Source organism: Micromonospora sp. PLK6-60 (assembly GCF_019890675.1).
In the GTDB taxonomy this organism is placed as follows: domain Bacteria; phylum Actinomycetota; class Actinomycetes; order Mycobacteriales; family Micromonosporaceae; genus Micromonospora.
In genome coordinates this window covers 308,951-326,430 of the sequence record NZ_JAIOAA010000007.1, presented here as the reverse complement: position 1 = coordinate 326,430, position 17,480 = coordinate 308,951, and the positions used below count along the sequence as shown (strand labels likewise).

The window sequence follows — 17,480 nt, the reverse complement described above, 5'->3', positions numbered from 1 at the left end:
CGGGGCCCCCGGGCCGCAGCGGGTGGCGGGGGGGCGGGCCCCCGCCCCCGCCGGGCACCTCGACGAGGCGTGGCTGGCGGTGCTCGCCGAGCTGCGCGGGCGGCACCCGGGGCTGCCGCTGGTGGTGGGCGGGCGGTCCAGCGGCGCCCGGGTGGCCTGCCGCACCGCCGTCGCGACGGGCGCGGCCGGGATCGTGGCGCTGGCCTTCCCGCTGCACCCGCCGGGCCGCCCGGAGCGCTCCCGCGCCGACGAGCTGCGCACCGGGCTGCCCACCCTCGTGGTCAACGGCGACCGGGATCCGTTCGGGGTGCCGGCGGCGGGCGGTCCGGTGCGGGTGGTGGTGCGCCCGGGGGAGGCCCACGACCTGCGTAAGGATCCGCCCGGCACGGCCACCGTGGTGCGCGACTGGCTGCGCGCCCAGGGCTGGACGACGAGCTGACCGCGCACGGCCGTGGCCTTCATGATCGTGACCGCTGCGGCCCTCATGATCGTGCTCGAACCGGGAAACAGGGGCCTCGTCGTCGTGGCGAGGCCACTGCTTCGAGGAAACAGTGTGATCTTGCTCCGGGCGTGACCGGGCACGGCGGCGGGTCGTTGCATCGGATGGCGCCGGACGCCCCGCCAGGGGCGGGCCGGGGCCGGTCCTCCCAGGCCCTTCCTGGTCCCGACGTCGGTCGCCACCGGTGCCGGGACCGGGAACGGGGATGGTCGGCGGAATGCCCGGACCACGATCGGGCGTTGCACCCCCCGGACGACACATCTTGCGAGGGGGGTGACCGGTGCCGACCGAGACACGGAGTCGGGAGCGGGACGAACGGGGAGCACGGCAGCTCCGGCAGCTGCTGGGTGGACCGGAGTGGCCCGCCGCCGTGGGCGGCCCGGGGGTGGTGAGCGCCAGCACACCCGGCGGAAGTGAATCTGTGGGCAGGTCCGTGCGCGTATCCTCGGCGGGAAAGCATCCGACGCGAGGGGATGTGCGGTTGACCACCGAGAAGACGGACGAGCGCAGGGCCCGCTTCGAGCGGGACGCGATGCCCTTCGTCGACCAGCTCTACGCCGCCGGGCTGCGGATGACGCGGAACCCGGCGGACGCCGAGGACCTGGTCCAGGAGACGTACCTGAAGGCGTACGCGGCGTTCCACCAGTTCGAAGAGGGCACGAACCTCAAGGCCTGGCTGTACCGCATCCTGACCAACACCTACATCAACTCGTACCGGAAGCGGCAGCGCCAGCCCATCCAGGCGCCCACCGAGGAGATCACCGACTGGCAGCTCGCCGAGGCCGAGTCGCACACCTCCAGCGGGCTGCGGTCGGCGGAGACCGAGGCGCTGGACCGGCTGCCGGACAGCGACATCAAGGAAGCCCTCCAGCAGTTGCCGGAGGAGTTCCGCCTCGCGGTCTACCTGACCGACGTCGAGGGCTTCTCGTACAAGGAGGTCGCCGACATCATGGGCACGCCGATCGGCACCGTGATGTCGCGGTTGCACCGCGGTCGTCGTAATCTGCGCAAGCTGCTGGAGCGCTACGCCGCCGAGCGCGGGTTCAGCGCCGCGCAGTCCGCGAAGGGCTCGACCGCCGCCGCCGGCCGGGAGGTGTGACGTGAGCTGTGGAGAGCCGCACGAGACGGACTGCCGTGAGGTGCTCGCCGAGGTCTACCTCTACCTGGACCTGGAGTGCGCCGAGGAGCGCCGGACGCTGATCCGGCACCACCTCGACGAGTGCGGGCCGTGCCTGCGCGAGTACGGCATCGAGCAGGAGGTGAAGGCGCTGGTCGCCCGCTGCTGCGGCAACGAGACCGCGCCGGAGGAGCTGCGCCAGCGGCTCAAGGTGCGCCTCACCGAGCTGGTGGTCTTCGAGTCCACCGAGTCGCGTGAGCTGACGGACTGACTCTCGGCCGAGTGCCGACGACGACGGCCCGGGTCCGCTGGACCCGGGCCGTCGTCGTGTCCCGACCGTCCGGCCGGGCGAGCGGTCGGCGGGGCGGACCCCGCCGGCCGGCTCAGGAGTTGGGGCGCTTGCCGTGGTTCGCGCCGCTCTTCTTCCGGGCCTTCTTCTTGCGGGCCTTCTTCGCCATTGCCGACCTCCTCGTGCTGGTCATCCCCGGCCGCGCTGCGCGCGGCGGCGATCTCGTACCGGAATCTCCGCCGGGCGTGCCCCGCCGGTCCGACCCGCTGATGCTAGTGCGACAGGCGACCGCCCGTCGGGCCGGGCCGCGACCCGGGGTCCGCCGTCGGCGCGTCGCCACGCCGGGGGCCGGGTGCCGGCACCGGCCGCTCCCCGCCCGGGGCGGGCCCGCGCATGATTGGATACCGACGCAGCAACCGGTGAAGAGGGAGGGCCGTGAGATGGCCGAGGAGATCCGCGCCGAGATGGTGGCGAACGTCTGGAAGGTCGTCGCGACGGCCGGGGACACCGTGTCCGAGGGGGACACCCTGGTGATCCTGGAGTCGATGAAGATGGAGATCCCGGTGGTGGCCGAGTCCGACGGCGTGCTCAAGGAGCTCGCCGTCAACGAGGGCGACGTGGTCCAGGACGGCGACCTGATCGCGGTGATCGATTGAGCGGCCTCACCGTCCGTCCGGCCGGCCCGGCCGACTTCCCGGCGGTGGCCCGGCTGACGGTCGCCGCGTACGAGGCGGATGGCCAGCTCAAGGACGAGAACAGCTACGCCACCGTGCTCGCCGACGTGGCCACCCGGGCGGCCGCCGGCGAGGTGCTGGTCGCGGTGGACGACGCCACCGGGGCGGTGCTCGGCTCGGTGCTGTTCGTGCTGCCCGGTACCCCGTACGCGGAGCTTTCCGGGCCCGGTGAGGCGGAGTTCCGGATGCTGGCGGTCGATCCGGCGGCCCAGGGCCGGGGCGCCGGGGTGGCGCTGGCCCGGGCCTGCCTGGACCGGGCCGCCGAGCTGGGCGCCACGGCGGTGGCGATCTGCGTACGCGAGGGCATGGCCGCCCGGGCGCACCGCCTCTACGAGCGGCTGGGCTTCGTGCGGACCCCGGAGAAGGACTGGGAGCCGGTGCCGGGGATCCGGCTGCTGGGGCTGCGGTGCGAACTCGTCGCCGGGCGGTCTCAGGCCGCGTCCGGCTCCGTCTGACGTCGGCTCAGGCCGCGTCCGGCTCCGTCCTGACCTCGGCTCAGGCCGCGTCCGGCTCCGCCCGACGGCCGGCGTCGGGTCGCTCGCCGGGCGTGGCGGGCGGCCCGCTCGAGGCCGAGCGGCCCGCCGGCTCCTCCGGCTCCTCCGGCTCGGCGGCGGTCTCCGCGGGCAGCTCGTCGGCGGCTTCGGAGGCGATCTTGGCGAGCAGCTCGTCGGCGACCTCCAGCGCGACCGCCCGGCGCTCGACGTCGGTGATGTGCGGCGCGCGGACGGCGAACCAGCTGCTGTGCACGGCGAACAGGGTCAGCGCGGCGCGCAGCTGGGCGGCCGGTGATTCGTCGCCCCGGCACAGCTCGTTGGCCAGGCTCATCATCCGGTCGCGCATCTGCATGCCGGCGGACAGCTTCTTCAGCACCGTCTGGTTCTGCTCGAAGAACCGCATCACCGAGGGCAGCTCGCCGGCGAACATGGCGTCGGCGTAGCGGGAGAGCAGCTCCCGCCGGGTGGCCAGGGTGGCCGGCCGGGCCCGCGCCCACTCGATCAGCTCGTCCATCCGGTGCAACCGGTCCTCGACGAAGCTGTTGACGATCTCGTCCTTGCTCTTGAAGTGGTAGTACAGGGCCGCCTTGGTGACGTTCAGCCGCTCGGCGATCTCCCGGAGCGAGGTGTTCTCGTACCCCTGCTCGGTGAAGAGCTCCAGCGCGACGGCCTGGATGCGCCCCCGCGTGCCGCCTGTGCTCTCCCTCACCTACACCACCCAATTCGCTTGACGGTCCCTGCCGACAAACTTACCGTGCGGCTAGTAAGGTAACTAGCCGGGCGGCAAGTAAGTTGGTCACACCTCGGGGGGAGCTTACCCATGACTCAGCCAGGCCAGGCGACGGCGAGACCCAACGTCCGGGTCGTGCTGTTCGGTCTGATGATCGCGATGATGCTCGCGATGCTCGACAACATGATCGTCAGCACCGCGCTGCCGCGCATCGTGTTCGAGTTCGGCGGTGCCGACCACTTCACCTGGGTGGTCACCGCGTACGTGCTCGGCACCACCGTCTCGACCCCGATCTGGGGCAAGCTCGGTGACCTCTACGGCCGCAAGGCCGTCTTCCTGACCTCCGTGGTCGTCTTCCTGATCGGCTCGGCGCTCTGCGGCATGTCCGGCTCCGGCCTGCTCGGCGGCGTGGACCAGGGCATGATCGAGCTGATCGCCTTCCGGGCCGTGCAGGGCCTCGGCGCGGGCGGCCTGATGGTCGGCGTGATGGCGATCATCGGCGACCTGGTGCCGCCCCGGGAGCGGGGCCGCTACCAGGGCATGATCGCCGGCATCATGGCCATCGCCATGGTCGCCGGCCCGCTGGTCGGCGGCTTCATCACCGACCACCTCTCCTGGCGCTGGGCGTTCTACGTCAACCTGCCGCTCGGTGGGCTCGCGCTGCTGGTGCTGGCCACCACCATGCACCTGCCGAAGTACCGCACCGAGCACCGGATCGACTGGCTGGGCGCCGGCCTGCTCTCCGTCGGCATCACCGCGATCGTGCTGGTCACCACCTGGGGCGGCAACCAGTACGCCTGGCGTTCCCTGCCGATCCTCGGCCTGGCCGCCCTCGCGCTGGTCGCCCTGGTGGCCTTCGCCCTGGTCGAGCGCCGGGTGCCTGAGCCGATCCTGCCGCTGGGGCTGTTCGCCAACCGGAACTTCGCGCTGATCTCGGTGATCGGCTTCCTGCTCGGCTTCGCGATGTTCGGCGCGATGAACTTCCTGCCGCTGTACCAGCAGACCGTGCAGGGCGCCTCGGCGACCAACAGCGGCCTGCTGCTGCTCCCGCTGATGTTCGGCATGCTGGTGGTGTCGCTGGTGGTCGGCCGGACGATCACCAAGACCGGCCGGTACCGGGCGTTCCCCATCGTCGGCGGCGTCGTGATGGCGGTCGGCATGGGGCTGCTGGCCCTGCTCGACGTGGACACCAGCAAGACCCAGTCCTCGCTCTACATGATCGTGCTCGGCGTCGGCATGGGCTTCCTCATGCAGACCTCGATGCTGATCGCGCAGAACAGCGTCGAGCAGCGGGACCTTGGCGCGGCCAGCGGCGCGGCCACCTTCTTCCGCTCCATCGGCGGCTCGTTCGGCATCTCGCTGTTCGGCGCGATCTTCGCCAACCGGCTGGCCGGCTCGCCGGCCGGGGCCGCGTTCAGCGGTGGTGGCGGCGAGGGCGGCCGGATGGACCTGGAGCAGCTCAAGGCCCTGCCGCCGCAGCTGCGCGAGCAGGTCCTCGGTGGCCTCTCCGACGCCATCTCGCACGTTTTCCTGTGGGCGGTGCTCTTCACGGTCGCCGTGCCGGTGCTCGCCTGGTTCATCAAGGAGGTGCCGCTGCGCTCGACCAACGCGGCGCCCCCGCCGGACGCCAGCGGCGAGGAGCAGGCCGAGGCCGCCCTCGGCAAGGCCCCGGTCTGACGCCCCTTCCACTCCACGACCTGCCGCACGCCGGTCCGTCCCCAGTCGGGTGACGGCCCGGCGTGCGGCATGTCGGGCTGTCCCGGCGGGGTGTTGGCCAATGTGCGGCATGTCGGGCCGGCCCGGGCGGCCCGGGGGCCCGGGGGAGTGGTGGCCGTGGGGTGGGGCCGGTCAGTGGCGGCGGAAGAGGGCGGCCAGCCGTCGCCGGAGCCCGCCCAGCCAGCCCGGCCGGCGGGCCGACGTGGCCGCCTCGACGATCAGCCGCCGGGCCAGGGCCGTGGTCGCCGGGTCGAGCGCCGGCGCGGCCAGCGCCAGGTGGGCCAGTGAGACGGCGATCGGCACCGGCCGCTCCCGGGACACCGCGGCCACGTCGGCCAGCCGCTCGGCGACCACCGAGGCCACCTCGGGGCGTACGGCGGGGTCGACCCAGGCGGCGGTGACCAGGGCGAAGAGCGCCGCCTCGGTGGTCCAGTCCTCGACGCCCCAGACCAGTTCCAGCAGCACCCGGCGCCGGGTCGAGTCGGCCCACGGCTCGTCGGTGCGGTGGTGCAGCAGGCCCAGGCAGGCCCAGACCTGCACGCAGCGGACCCAGAGCGACGGGTCCTGGCCGGCGAGCACCCGGCCCAGCGAGGTGCCCGGCGCGTCGGGCGGGTGCACCAGCAGGCCGAGCAGGTCGCCCAGTTCGAGGGTGGCCAACACGACCGCCGAGTCGTACGCCGCCGGGGGATGCGGCCACGCCGGATGCGCGAGCTGGCGGATCCGGTCCGCGGCGGCGGCCGACGGCGCGGGCAGCGCGGGGGCGGCCGTCGCGCCGTCGTAGCGCCAGAGCCGGTAGGTGCTGGCCCGCCGGGGCTCGCGCGGGTCCGGGCCGGCCACGTCGGCCACCTCGACGCGCAGGCCGGGCACGGCCGCGGTGACCGTACGCATCGCGCTGGGCGGTTCCCACCCGTCGAGGCGTACGGCGGCGAAGGCCGTGCCGCCGGTGGCCAGCAGCCCGCGCAGCGCGTCGACCATCGCCCCGCCGGCCGGGGTGACCTGACCCAGCCAGGGCCGGCCCCGGCAGCACTCGGCCAGGTCACCGTGCTCGTGGCTGTCGTCCGGGTGGTCCCGGCTGAAGTCCGCCAGGGCGACCAGGTGCGCGACGTCGCCGTCGCGCTGCCAGCGCAGCCGGTGCGCGGTGTGCACGGCACAGTCGAAGGTCGGGTCCCGGTCCAGCGCCCGGTCGATCCAGTCCAGCGCCTCGTCCAGCCGGCCGTGGTCGGCCAGTGTGCCGGCGATGTCGGCGTACACGGCGAGGTCGTCGGGGTCGTGTTCGACGGCCCGGCCCAGCGCCGCGAGCGCCTCCCGGAGCCGGCCGGCGCTGCGGTACGCGTACCCGAGCCACACCTCGCCGAGTTTCGACGGCTCCGCCCGTACTCCCCGGGCGGCCCAGGTGACGGCCAGCGCGACCTCGCCGAGCCGCCGGGCCAGCGCGGACGCCGCCCCCAGCAGCAGGCCGTGGGCCGGGTGCGCGGCGGTCACGTGCCGGGCCAGGGTGAGGTACGGCCGCAGCGGCCCCCGCCCGGCCCGGGGCACCGGGTCGGCGACGGCGGCGCAGATCTGCATCAGCAGCCGGGCCACCCGGTCCGGGTCCAGCCGGGCGGCCAGCTCGGGCGCGGTCACCCAGGGCACCCCGGCCCAGTCCGCCTGCGGCGCGTGCGCGGTGGCGGCGGCCAGCAGGTCGAGCCCGTCGGCCGGGTGCCCGGCGGCGGCGAGCAGGTGCGCCCGGGCGACCACGGCGCCGACGAAGGCGTGCGGGCCGAGCGGGAAGAGGTCGAGCGCGCCCGGGCCGGCGGCGGCGGCCAACCGGGCCAGCGTCTCGTGCGCCTCGGGCAGCGTGGGCGAGCGCAGCAGCGCCCCGGCGACGTGGTCCGCCGCGTGGGTCAGGTCACCGGAGTCCAGGGCCAGTCGGGCCAGGGCCAGTTCCTCCGCCGCGGACAGCTCGGGTTCGTCCCTTGCCTCGGACACGTCGACCTTCCGCTCGCCGGTGCTTTCTGGGCCGGGCCAGCCTAGGGGATGGCGGCACCGGCTGTGATCCACGCCCCCGGGCCGGCGCGGCGGTCCGCGGCGGCGGCGGCCGTCCCGCCGTGGCAGGCTGTGAGCGTGTCCACGCTGCGCGACCTCGCCGAGGAGCACACCCGGCTCCGCCCCTCCGACATCGACCACCTGCACCGGATCGCGGGGGACTGGCAACTGCTGTCCGACCTCTCCTTCGCGGACCTGCTGCTCTGGGTGCCGGTGGACGGCGAGGGCACCTTCCTCTGCGTGGCCCAGGTGCGCCCCACCACCGCGCCGACCGCGTACCTGGACGACCAGGTGGGGCGGATCGTCGGCGGGCCGGAGGTGGCCCACCTGGAGGTGGCCCACCGGCAGGGCCGGATCTGGCGGGAGGGGGACCCGGTCTGGTACGGCGACGTGCCGGCCCGGCACGAGGCGATCCCGGTCCGGCTGCGCACCGCCGCGGGGGAGGCCGGCGAGGTGATCGCGGTCGTCGGCCGGGACACCAACCTCTCCACCGCCCGCACCCCCAGCCAGCTCGAACTCAACTACCTGACCACCGCCGACGACCTGGCCCAGATGATCGCCGACGGGACCTTCCCGCCGCCCCGGCACCCGGGCGAGACCACCTCGGCGCCCCGGGTCGGCGACGGGCTGGTCCGGCTGGACGCCAACGGCAAGGTCACCTACGCCAGCCCGAACGCGCAGTCCGCGTACCGGCGCCTGGGACACGCCTCCCACCTGGTGGGCGAGGATCTGGCCGGCCTGCACCGGCGGCTGGCCAGCGACCCGCTGGAGGGCACCGACGCGGCGAACAGCGTGCTGGCGGCGCTGCGCGGGGACGCCCCGCCGCGCCGGGAGATCGACGCCCGGGGCGCCACCATGCTGACCCGGTCGCTGCCGCTGATGCCGGCGGGCGTGCCGATCGGCGCGCTGGTGCTGGTCCGCGACGTCACCGAGGTGCGCCGCCGGGACCGCGCGCTGATCACCAAGGACGCCACCATCCGCGAGATCCACCACCGGGTGAAGAACAACCTGCAGACGGTCGCCGCGCTGCTGCGCCTCCAGGCCCGCCGGGTCACCATGCCCGAGGCCCGGGTCGCCCTGGAGGAGTCGGTACGCCGGGTCGCCTCGATCGCCCTGGTGCACGAGACGCTCTCCATGTCCAGCGACGAGGCGGTCGAGTTCGACGGCATCGTCGACCGGGTGGCCAGCGCGGCGACCGAGGTGGCGGCCACCGAGGTGTCGGTCGGCATGCGCCGCCGGGGCAGCTTCGGGGTGCTCCCCGCCGAGATCGCCACCTCGCTGGTGATGGTGCTCAACGAGTTGCTGCTCAACGCCGTCGAGCACGGCTTCCCGCCGCCCGGCGAGGACGGCGCCGCCGCCGTCCGGGACGAGGGGGGCCGGCCCGAGGTGGTGGTCACCGCGCAGCGGCTGCGCAAGCAGTTGCACGTGTCGGTGGCCGACAACGGGCGCGGCCTGCCGGCCGAATTCGACGCGGAACGCGGCGCCAACCTCGGCCTGCAGATCGTCCGGGCCCTGATCACCGGCGAGCTGCGGGGGAGCATCGAGCTGCGCAACAGCGCCGCGGGTGGCACCGAGGCGGTCCTGGTGGTCCCGCTCGGCAAGGGCTAGAAACGTCCACCCGTGGGGCCGCTGACCAGCCGATCGGGTCTTTTGTCAGGCCGACTCGCACCCTATAGCCGCAGATGTCCGGTTGTGGGGACTCCTCACATTGACGCCGGCAGAGGCGACCGAATAGTTTTCCCACGTCAACCAATCGAGCGGCAGCTCCGCCGCGCCGTGCCCGAGGTCGGGCCGGTGCCGGTGGTCCCCTCGCCGCTCCGGCGGGGAAACTGCCGTTCGACGAACACGGGGAGTTCGGGGCAATGACCTCACCGCCTGCGGTGGAACCGGTACCGACGCCGGGCGTGACCGCCGAGTTCCGGGTGCCGCGCCAGCTGTCCAGGTGGACGCCGCAGCGCGCCTCGGAGCGGCCGAACCGTCCGGCGTACGCGCCGGTGCCGCTGCCGCCCACCGACGAGGAGCTGGTCTCCTACCGCAAGCGGCGGCTGGCGTCGCTGATGGTGCCGTCCCTGGTGAGCTTCGCCTGCCTGATCACCAGCCAGCTGCTCTTCGTCCGGCTCACCCCGTGGCTGTGGCTGCTGGCCCCGCTGCTCGCGTTCACCGTCGTCTACTACGTCATCTCGCTGGCGGTGAACCTGTTCACCCCCGGCTTCGACATGGCCCGCCACCAGCAGCTGGTCCGCAGCTGGAAGCCGGCCCGGTATCCGTCGGTCGACGTCTTCCTGCCGGTCTGCGGCGAGCCGCCGCACGTGCTGCGCAACACCTGGGACCACGTGCGCGCGATGGGCCGGCACTACCGGGGCAGCGTGACCGTGTACGTGCTGGACGACTCGCCGAACGAGGAGATGGAGCGGATGGCGCTCGCGTTCGGCTTCGTCTACCAGCGGCGACCGAACCGGGGCTGGTTCAAGAAGGCCGGCAACATGCGGTACGCGTTCGAGCGCACGATGAGCGAGTTCATCCTCGTGCTGGACGCCGACTTCGTGCCCCGCCGGGACATGCTCGACCAGATGCTGCCGTGGTTCGACGCGGAGCCGAGGGCGGGCATCGTGCAGTCGCCGCAATATTTCCGGGTGCACCTGGGGCAGACCTGGGTGGAGCGGGGCGCGGGCGCGGTGCAGGAGTTGTTCTACCGCTCGGTGCAGGTCTCCCGGCAGGCGCACGACTCGGCGATCTGCGTGGGCAGCTGCGCCATCTACCGGCGCGACGCCCTCTTCTCCATCGGCGGCTCCACGCTGATCGAGCACTCGGAGGACGTGCACACCGGGTTCGACCTGCGGATGCAGGGGTGGAACCTGCGGTACATCCCGGTGGTGCTCGCCGCCGGTCTCTGCCCGTCCGACGTGGACTCCTTCTTCACCCAGCAGTACCGCTGGTGCGCCGGCTCGATGAGCCTGCTCGGTTCGAAGAAGTTCTGGCAGACCAAGCTGAAGCTGCGCGCCCGGCTGAGCTACGTCTCCGGCTTCTGCTACTACCTGCACACCGGCCTGTTCACCTTCGTCGCGCCGATCATCCCGGTGCTGATGCTCACCGCGTTCGCGCACGAGATCGCGCTGGCCAACTACCTGCTCATCGTGCCGAGCATCATCTACAACCTGGTCATCTTCCCGGTCTGGCACCGGAACCGGTACCACCTGGAGAGCTGGACGGTCAAGATGATCTATGGCTGGGCGCACGCCTTCGCCATCATCGACATCCTCCGCGGCCGGCGGATGGGCTGGCAGCCGACCGGTGGCACCGCCAAGAAGAGCAAGACCAAGCGGCTCTGGACCGGGATGCGCTACTGGACCGCCGGCAGCGGCCTGGTCTGGGTCGGCGTCGCGGCCTGGCGGATGCTGGTCGACCCCGACCCGATGATCTTCGTGCCGGCCTTCCTCAGCGGGGTCTTCTATCTCGCCGTCGTGGGCCAGGCGCTGCTGGTCAAGCCCGAGAAGGACGTCGAGGTCGTGCGGTGAGGACCAAATACCTGATCACCTTCCTGGCGGTGCTGGCGTTGGCCTTCACCGAGGTCGCCGTGCTGCGCAAGGCGGACATCTCGGTCGACGCCGGGGCGAGCGGCCGGCCGGGCGCCACCGCCGCCCCGGTGGTCGAGGAGGTGCCGCCGTACGACGTCACGCCGTTGAAGTCGCCCGCCGGCAAGTACCTCGGGGTGACCGTGCAGGGTGGCGCCGAGATGGGCCGGATCCGAAACTTCGCCGACGAGATCGGCAAGGACCCGAACCTGGTGGCGGTCTTCGAGAGCTTCGACGACGAGTTCGCCGCCAGCGAGGTCCGCGAGCTGCACCAGTACGGCGCGCTGGCGGTGATCCGGTGGGAGCCGTACGACGTGCCGCTGAAAGACATCGCCGCCGGCAAGCACGACGCGTACGTGAAGGAGTTCGCCGCCGCGGTGCGGACGCTGAACCTGCCGATCGCGCTCACCTTCGCGCACGAGATGAACGGCCACTGGTACTCGTGGGGCACCCGGAAGACCAAGGCCGCCGAGTACGTGGCCGCCTGGCGGCACCTGCACGAGATCTTCGAGCAGCAGGGCGCCACCAACGTGATCTGGACCTGGACCCCGAACGTCATCAACTACCTGCGCAAGGTGAGCATCAAGGCGCTCTACCCGGGTGACGCGTACGTGGACTGGGTCGGCATGGACGGCTACTACACCGTTCGCGGCCAGAAGACGTTCAAGGACCTCTTCGGCCCGACCATCAAGGAGATCCGCACCTTCACCCGCCGACCGCTGCTGATCGTGGAGACCGGGTGCGAGCCGGCCGCCGGCCGGCCGGACCAGATCGCCGACCTGTTCAGCAACGTGGCGCGGCGCAAGGACATGGTCGGGGTGGCCTACTTCAACATCAACGGCTCGGGCAAGTGGAACATCGACCGGGACTCCCAGGCACTGTCGTCGTTCAAGCGCGCCGCCGGCCGGGACGTCTTCGGCTTCGACATCAGGACCGTGAAGTGACCGCGCAGGCCGTCCGGTGGACGGGGCAGCCGACCCCGGCCGAGATCCGGGCGACGGTCGACGCCGGCGCCGGCCCGTCGGCCCGGGGCGGCTGGTGGGCCCTGCTGCCGACCCTGGTCGCGCTCGGCCTCGGCTGGTGGGGGCTGGACGCCCGGGACCTGTGGAACGACGAGCTGGTCACCTGGCACGCCACCTCGCTCTCCGTCGACCAGTTCCGGATGTTGATCGGCAACATCGACCTGGTGCACGCCGCCTACTACCTGCTCATGTCGGCGGTGACCGCGGTCGGCGGCGACTCGCTGATCGCCCTGCGGCTGCCCTCGGTGCTGGCCATCGGGGCCAGCGCCGGGCTGCTCACCCTGATCGGCCGGCGCCTCTTCGACACCCCGGTCGGGGTGCTCGCCGGCCTGTTCTTCGCCCTGCTGCCGGCCGTCTCCCGGTACGCCCAGGAGGCCCGGTCGTACGCGCTGGTAACGCTGGCCGCGGTCGCCGCCACCTGGCTCTTCCTCCGCGCCGTCGACCGGCCCTCCCGGGCCCGCTGGTGGGCGTACGGGGTGGTGCTGGTGCTGGTCGGCTGGCTGCACTTCGTCGCGCTGCTGGTGGGGGTGGCGCACCTGCTCTACCTGTGGCGGGCCGTGCCGGGGGAGGAGCCGCGGTGGCGGTGGTCGGCCACGGTCGGCATCGCCGGCCTCTTCGTCCTGCCGCTGCTGCTGCTCGCCAGCCGGCAGTCCGGCCAGATCTCCTGGGTGAGCAACGACTCGGACGCGGTGCTGCGCTTCCTGGAGAACCTGACCGGCACGCTGCCCAGCCTGGTGGCCGCCGGCCTGCTCGCCCTGCTCGCGGTGGCGGTGGCCGGGGCGCGCTGGCGGCCGGCCGTGCTGATGCTGCTGGCCTGGGCCCTGCTGCCGCCGCTGGCCGGCTACCTGACCTTCGCCTGGCTGCACCTGTTCCTGGCCCGCTACTTCCTGTTCAGCGTGCCCGCCTGGGCGCTGTTGGCGGCGTTCGGGGTGTGCCGGGCGCTCCAGCTGCTCACCCGGGAGCGGATGCCGGCGGTCTGGCTGGTTCCGGCGCTGGTCCTGGTGCCCGCGCTGGCCTGGCAGGGCCTGCCGGCGCAGGAGCGGGTGCGGTCCAACGAGGCCGACGGCCAGCCGCGCTACCTGGACGCGGTCCGCTACCTCGGGCAGCAGGTGAAGCCGGGCGACGGGGTCGCCTTCAACGACGGCTTCGGCGGCCCCAGCGACATCGCGCGCAAGGCCACCAGCTACGGGCTACGGGACCAGCTCCGGCCCCGGGACGTCTTCGTCGACGCCCCGGCCGCGGAGACCGGCTGGCTGACCGCCCGGGAGTGCAAGAACCCGGCGCTGTGCCTCGGCGACACCAAGCGGGTCTGGCTGGTCGAGACCGGGCACCTGAACGACCCGCTGGCCGGCCTGCCGCCGGCACGGGAGGCGCTGCTGCGGCAGAAGTTCCTGGTCAAGAGCGTCCAGCGGTTCGACCGGGTACGGGTGGTCCGGCTCGAACGCAAGCCGGCCTGACCGGAGCGTGTCCGGGCGCTCGGCCGTCCGTGATGTGGGATCGCACACTGGAAGATTGGCTGGCCATCCAGGGCTGTGCGAGCATTGGCGCATGACCGCCGCTGTCGTCCGCCGCTTCGTGGCTCGCCGCCACGTCGACTACGGCCGCGTGCGCAGCGCGATCTGTCCGGCCCACTGACGACGCCCGACCCATCCGTCTCGGGCGCCTGCGCGCCGGCCGTCCAAGACATCGCCGTCCTCGGCCCTCCCCGGGCCCGCCGTCGCGTCAGCGCAACCGGGCAACCGTAGCCAACGGAGGACGCCGCGATGGCGGTCAGCAGCACCCCGACCCGCACCCAGGACCCGTCCGCCCCCGCCGCCCGGGCGTCCCGCCCCCGGCGTGGGGAGGGCCAGTGGGCGTTGGGCCACCGTGAGCCGCTCAACCCCAACGAGCGGATCAAGAAGGACGACGACCCGCTGAACGTGCGGGCCCGGATCGAGAACATCTACGCTCACGGCGGCTTCGCCTCGATCGACCCGCAGGACCTGCGTGGCCGGTTCCGCTGGTGGGGGCTCTACACCCAGCGCAAGGCCGGCATCGACGGCGGGCGCACCGCCGTGCTGGAGCCGCACGAGCTGGAGGACGAGTTCTTCATGCTCCGGGTCCGGGTGGACGGCGGCCAGCTCAGCCTCGCCCAGCTCCGGGTCGTCGCGGAGATCTCCCGGGAGTTCGCCCGGGACACCGCCGACATCACCGACCGGCAGAACATCCAGTACCACTGGATCCGGGTCGAGGACATGCCGGAGATCTGGCGTCGGCTGGAGGCGGTCGGCCTGCAGACCACCGAGGCGTGCGGCGACTGCCCGCGCATCGTGCTCGGCAGCCCGGTCGCCGGGGTGGCCAGGGGCGAGCTGGTCGACCCCACCCCGGCGATCGACGAGATCGTCCGCCGGTACGTCGGCGACAAGCAGTTCTCCAACCTGCCCCGCAAGTTCAAGTCCTCGATCTCCTGGCTGGTCGACACCCCGTACGAGGCGAACGACATCGCCTTCCTCGGGGTCGAGCACCCGGAGCACGGTCCCGGCTTCGACGTCTGGGTCGGCGGCGGCCTCTCCACCAACCCGATGCTGGCCAAGCGGCTCGGCGTCTGGGTGCCGCTGCACGAGGTGCCGGACGTGTGGGCCGGCGTGGTGGGCATCTTCCGCGACTACGGCTACCGCCGGCTGCGCAACCGGGCCCGGCTGAAGTTCCTGGTCGCCGACTGGGGCGTGGAGAAGTTCCGCGAGGTGCTGGAGAAGGAATACCTGGGCCGGGCGCTGCTCGACGGCCCGGCCGCGGAGCTGCCGGCGAAGCCGGTCGACCACATCGGCGTGCACCCGCAGCGCGACGGGCGCCACTACGTCGGCGCCGCCCCCGTGGTGGGGCGGGTCTCCGGCGGCCAGCTCGCCCGGCTGGCCGACGTGGTCGAGGCGCACGGCAGCGACCGGGTGCGGCTCACCCCGTACCAGAAGCTGCTGGTGCTGGACGTGCCGCCGGAGCGGACCGAGTCGCTGGTGACCGCGTTGCGCGGGATCGGCCTGGAGGCCCGGCCGTCGGCCTGGCGGCGCGGCACCATGGCCTGCACCGGCATCGAGTTCTGCAAGCTGGCCATCGTGGAGACCAAGCAGCGCGGCGAGGAGCTGGTGGCCCGGTTGGAGGAGCGGCTGCGCGACTTCGACGCGGACATCTCCATCCACCTCAACGGCTGCCCGAACGCCTGCGCCCGTACCCAGGTCGCCGACATCGGGCTGAAGGGTCAGCTGGTGGTCGGCCCGGACGGCCGCCAGGTGGAGGGCTTCCAGGTGCACCTGGGCGGCGGTCTCGGCATGGCGCAGGGGCGGACCGCCGGCTTCGGCCGCAAGCTGCGCGGCCTGAAGACCACCGCCGAGGAACTGCCGGAGTACGTGGAGCGACTGGCCCGCCGCTACCTGGCCGGCCGGACCGAGGGCGAGACGTTCGCCAACTGGGTGATCCGGGTCGACGAGGAGGAACTCCGATGAGCGAAACGCGATCTGTGCCGCTGTACTGCCCCTACTGCGGGGAGGAGGACCTGCGGCCGAGCGAGACCGGGCACGGCGCCTGGGAGTGCCACGCCTGCGCCCGGGTCTTCACCGTGAAGTTCACCGGCCTGCTCTCCCGGGCGGTGGACCGGTGAGCCCCGTCTCCGCCGCCGGTCTCGGCCTGGTGGGGCCCGGCGGGCCCACCCCCGCCGACCCGGCCCGGCGTGACCCGGAGGAGCTGCGGGAGCTGGCCGGGCGGGCCGGCCGGGAGCTGGAGGGCGCGCCGGCGCTGGAGATCGCCCGGTGGGCCGCGGAGACCTTCGGCGAGCGGTTCTGCGTGACCAGCTCGATGGCCGACGGGGTGGTCGCCCACCTGGTCTCCCGGGTGGCGCCCGGGGTAGACGTGGTCTTCCTCGACACCGGCCTGCACTTCCCGGAGACGCTGCGGGTCCGCGACGAGGTGGCCCGCCGGCTGCCGGTGAACGTCCGCTCCATCCGGCCCCGGCGCACCGTCGGCCAGCAGGACGGCGAGTACGGCCCCCGGCTGTTCGAACGTTCCCCGGACGACTGCTGCCAGCTGCGCAAGGTGGAGCCCCTGGAACGGGCGCTGACCGGGTACGACGCCTGGGCGGCCGGGCTGCGCCGGGACGAGTCGCCGACCCGGGCGAACACGCCGGTGGTGGCGTTCGACGCGCGGCGCGGCCGGGTCAAGGTGAACCCGATCGCCGCCTGGACGCAGGCCGACGTGGACGCCTACATCGCCCGGTACGACATCCCGGTCAACGAGCTGTTCGCCCGTGGCTACGGCTCGATCGGCTGCTGGCCCTGCACTCGGCGGACCAAGGCGGGGGAGGATCCGCGGGCCGGCCGTTGGGCGATGTTCGAGAAGACCGAGTGCGGGCTGCACGTCTGAGCGCGCCGGACGGCGCGGGCGGGCCGGCGGCGGCCCCGCCGGTGGTGCTGGTGGCGCACGGCAGCCGGGACCCGCGGGCGGCCGAGGCGACCCGGGCGCTGGCCCGGGCGGTCGGCGCGGCCCGGCCCGGGCTGTCGGTCGTGCCGAGCTGGCTGGATCACACCGAGCCCGGCCCGGCCGCCGTGCTGCGGGAGCTGGCCGCCGCCGGGCACCGCGCGGCGGTGGTGGTGCCGTTGCTGCTCACCGCCGCGTACCACCGGCGGGTCGACCTGCCGGCGGCGGTGGCGGCGGCCCGGGCGGACGCCCCGGGGCTCGCGGTACGGGTCGCCGACGTGCTCGGCCCGCTGGACGGCCCGGTCGACGGTGCGCTGCTGGCCGGGCTGCGGCGCCGGCTGGCCGAGGCCGACCCGGGGGAGTACGACGCGGTGGTGCTGGCCGCGGCGGGCACCCGGGACGCGCGGGCGCGCGGGTCGGTGGGTCGGGTGGCGGCGGCCCTCGGCGCGGCGCTGCGGGTGCCCGTCCGCGTGTCGTACGCCTCGGCGGCGCCACCGGAGGCCGGGGTGGCGGTGGCCCGGTTGCACGGGCGCGGCGCCCGCCGGGTGGCCGTGGTCGCCTACTTCCTCGCCCCCGGCCTCTTCCACGACGCGGTGACGGTGGCCGCCCGGGGCGCCGGGGCGGTGGCGGTGGCCGACCCGCTGACCGACGTGCCGGAGCTCGCCGAGCTGGTGTTGCGCCGGGTCGGGGCAACCGGTCGGCAGGGCCGGCACGGCGGCGGTCCGGGGGAGCCGTGACTCGTCCGAGCGTGATACCTGAGAGGTATTTTTATGACTCTCAGGTATCACGCTCATTCGCGTCATGGCCGGCACCGCGCGAGCGGAGAGTGGCCGGCGCGT

General features: G+C 73.4%; 17 protein-coding genes. 14 read left to right on the top strand and 3 right to left on the bottom strand.

Annotated elements, in window-relative coordinates; translation table 11 throughout:
• The 3 genes from K7640_RS16840 to rsrA all read left to right on the top strand — a co-directional run.
• Positions 1 to 439: alpha/beta family hydrolase (locus K7640_RS16840; RefSeq protein ID WP_222955780.1), on the top strand; the 439-nt coding region annotated here is incomplete at its 5' end.
• A 340-nt stretch (positions 440 to 779) separates the two neighbouring features.
• On the top strand, positions 780 to 1,598 hold the full coding sequence (locus K7640_RS16835) for a sigma-70 family RNA polymerase sigma factor (RefSeq protein WP_222955779.1): 819 nt from the start codon (positions 780 to 782) through the stop codon (positions 1,596 to 1,598).
• 1 nt (position 1,599) lies between these two features.
• Complete coding sequence (rsrA, locus tag K7640_RS16830) at positions 1,600 to 1,887, top strand: mycothiol system anti-sigma-R factor (RefSeq protein ID WP_222955778.1); 288 nt, start codon at positions 1,600 to 1,602, stop codon at positions 1,885 to 1,887.
• Positions 1,888 to 1,999: 112 nt separating this feature from the next.
• Here rsrA and K7640_RS31000 read toward each other — a convergent pair whose 3' ends face one another.
• Positions 2,000 to 2,074, bottom strand: coding sequence for a 50S ribosomal protein bL37 (locus K7640_RS31000; protein WP_369700219.1), 75 nt, complete (start codon positions 2,072 to 2,074; stop codon positions 2,000 to 2,002).
• Positions 2,075 to 2,345: 271 nt separating this feature from the next.
• Here K7640_RS31000 and K7640_RS16825 point away from each other — a divergent pair, with 271 nt between their 5' ends.
• A complete protein-coding gene (locus K7640_RS16825) occupies positions 2,346 to 2,561 on the top strand; it encodes a biotin/lipoyl-binding carrier protein (RefSeq protein ID WP_222955777.1) in 216 nt (71 codons plus the stop codon).
• Entirely contained in the window at positions 2,558 to 3,094 is a 537-nt protein-coding gene (locus tag K7640_RS16820) for a GNAT family N-acetyltransferase (protein WP_222955776.1), read from the top strand. Before K7640_RS16825 ends, K7640_RS16820 begins: the two co-directional genes overlap by 4 nt.
• 40 nt (positions 3,095 to 3,134) lie before the next feature.
• Here the strand turns inward: K7640_RS16820 and K7640_RS16815 are convergent, their stop codons facing one another.
• Positions 3,135 to 3,842: a TetR/AcrR family transcriptional regulator gene (locus K7640_RS16815; RefSeq protein WP_222955775.1), complete on the bottom strand. Its 708-nt coding sequence runs from the start codon at positions 3,840 to 3,842 to the stop codon at positions 3,135 to 3,137.
• Between the two features lie 111 nt (positions 3,843 to 3,953).
• Between K7640_RS16815 and K7640_RS16810 the strand changes: the two genes are divergently transcribed.
• On the top strand, positions 3,954 to 5,540 hold the full coding sequence (locus K7640_RS16810) for an MDR family MFS transporter (protein WP_222955774.1): 1,587 nt from the start codon (positions 3,954 to 3,956) through the stop codon (positions 5,538 to 5,540).
• A 171-nt stretch (positions 5,541 to 5,711) separates the two neighbouring features.
• Here K7640_RS16810 and K7640_RS16805 read toward each other — a convergent pair whose 3' ends face one another.
• The gene (locus tag K7640_RS16805) at positions 5,712 to 7,547 is read right to left on the bottom strand and encodes a tetratricopeptide repeat protein (protein WP_222955773.1); all 1,836 of its coding nucleotides are present in this window, start codon (positions 7,545 to 7,547) and stop codon (positions 5,712 to 5,714) included.
• 135 nt (positions 7,548 to 7,682) lie between these two features.
• Between K7640_RS16805 and K7640_RS16800 the strand changes: the two genes are divergently transcribed.
• The 8 genes from K7640_RS16800 (at position 7,683) to K7640_RS16765 (ending at position 17,378) form a co-directional block, all read left to right on the top strand.
• Entirely contained in the window at positions 7,683 to 9,212 is a 1,530-nt protein-coding gene (locus K7640_RS16800; protein ID WP_222955772.1) for a PAS domain-containing sensor histidine kinase, read from the top strand.
• Positions 9,213 to 9,508: 296 nt separating this feature from the next.
• Entirely contained in the window at positions 9,509 to 11,119 is a 1,611-nt protein-coding gene (locus tag K7640_RS16795; protein WP_222955771.1) for a glycosyltransferase family 2 protein, read from the top strand.
• Positions 11,116 to 12,120 carry a glycosyl hydrolase gene (locus tag K7640_RS16790; RefSeq protein ID WP_222955770.1) on the top strand — a complete coding sequence of 335 codons (1,005 nt, stop codon included), beginning with the start codon at positions 11,116 to 11,118 and terminating at the stop codon, positions 12,118 to 12,120. Before K7640_RS16795 ends, K7640_RS16790 begins: the two co-directional genes overlap by 4 nt.
• Positions 12,117 to 13,655 (top strand): glycosyltransferase family 39 protein, encoded by a 1,539-nt coding sequence (locus K7640_RS16785; protein ID WP_222955769.1) that lies wholly within the window; start codon positions 12,117 to 12,119, stop codon positions 13,653 to 13,655. The genes K7640_RS16790 and K7640_RS16785 overlap by 4 nt, the downstream gene beginning before the upstream one ends.
• A gap of 306 nt (positions 13,656 to 13,961) precedes the next feature.
• Positions 13,962 to 15,674, top strand: coding sequence for a nitrite/sulfite reductase (locus tag K7640_RS16780; protein WP_222955768.1), 1,713 nt, complete (start codon positions 13,962 to 13,964; stop codon positions 15,672 to 15,674).
• Positions 15,671 to 15,829, top strand: coding sequence for a hypothetical protein (locus tag K7640_RS16775; RefSeq protein ID WP_222955767.1), 159 nt, complete (start codon positions 15,671 to 15,673; stop codon positions 15,827 to 15,829). Before K7640_RS16780 ends, K7640_RS16775 begins: the two co-directional genes overlap by 4 nt.
• Positions 15,826 to 16,587: a phosphoadenylyl-sulfate reductase gene (locus K7640_RS16770; RefSeq protein ID WP_222955766.1), complete on the top strand. Its 762-nt coding sequence runs from the start codon at positions 15,826 to 15,828 to the stop codon at positions 16,585 to 16,587. Before K7640_RS16775 ends, K7640_RS16770 begins: the two co-directional genes overlap by 4 nt.
• A complete protein-coding gene (locus tag K7640_RS16765; protein WP_222955765.1) occupies positions 16,569 to 17,378 on the top strand; it encodes a sirohydrochlorin chelatase in 810 nt (269 codons plus the stop codon). Before K7640_RS16770 ends, K7640_RS16765 begins: the two co-directional genes overlap by 19 nt.
• The last annotated feature ends 102 nt before the right edge of the window (positions 17,379 to 17,480 follow it).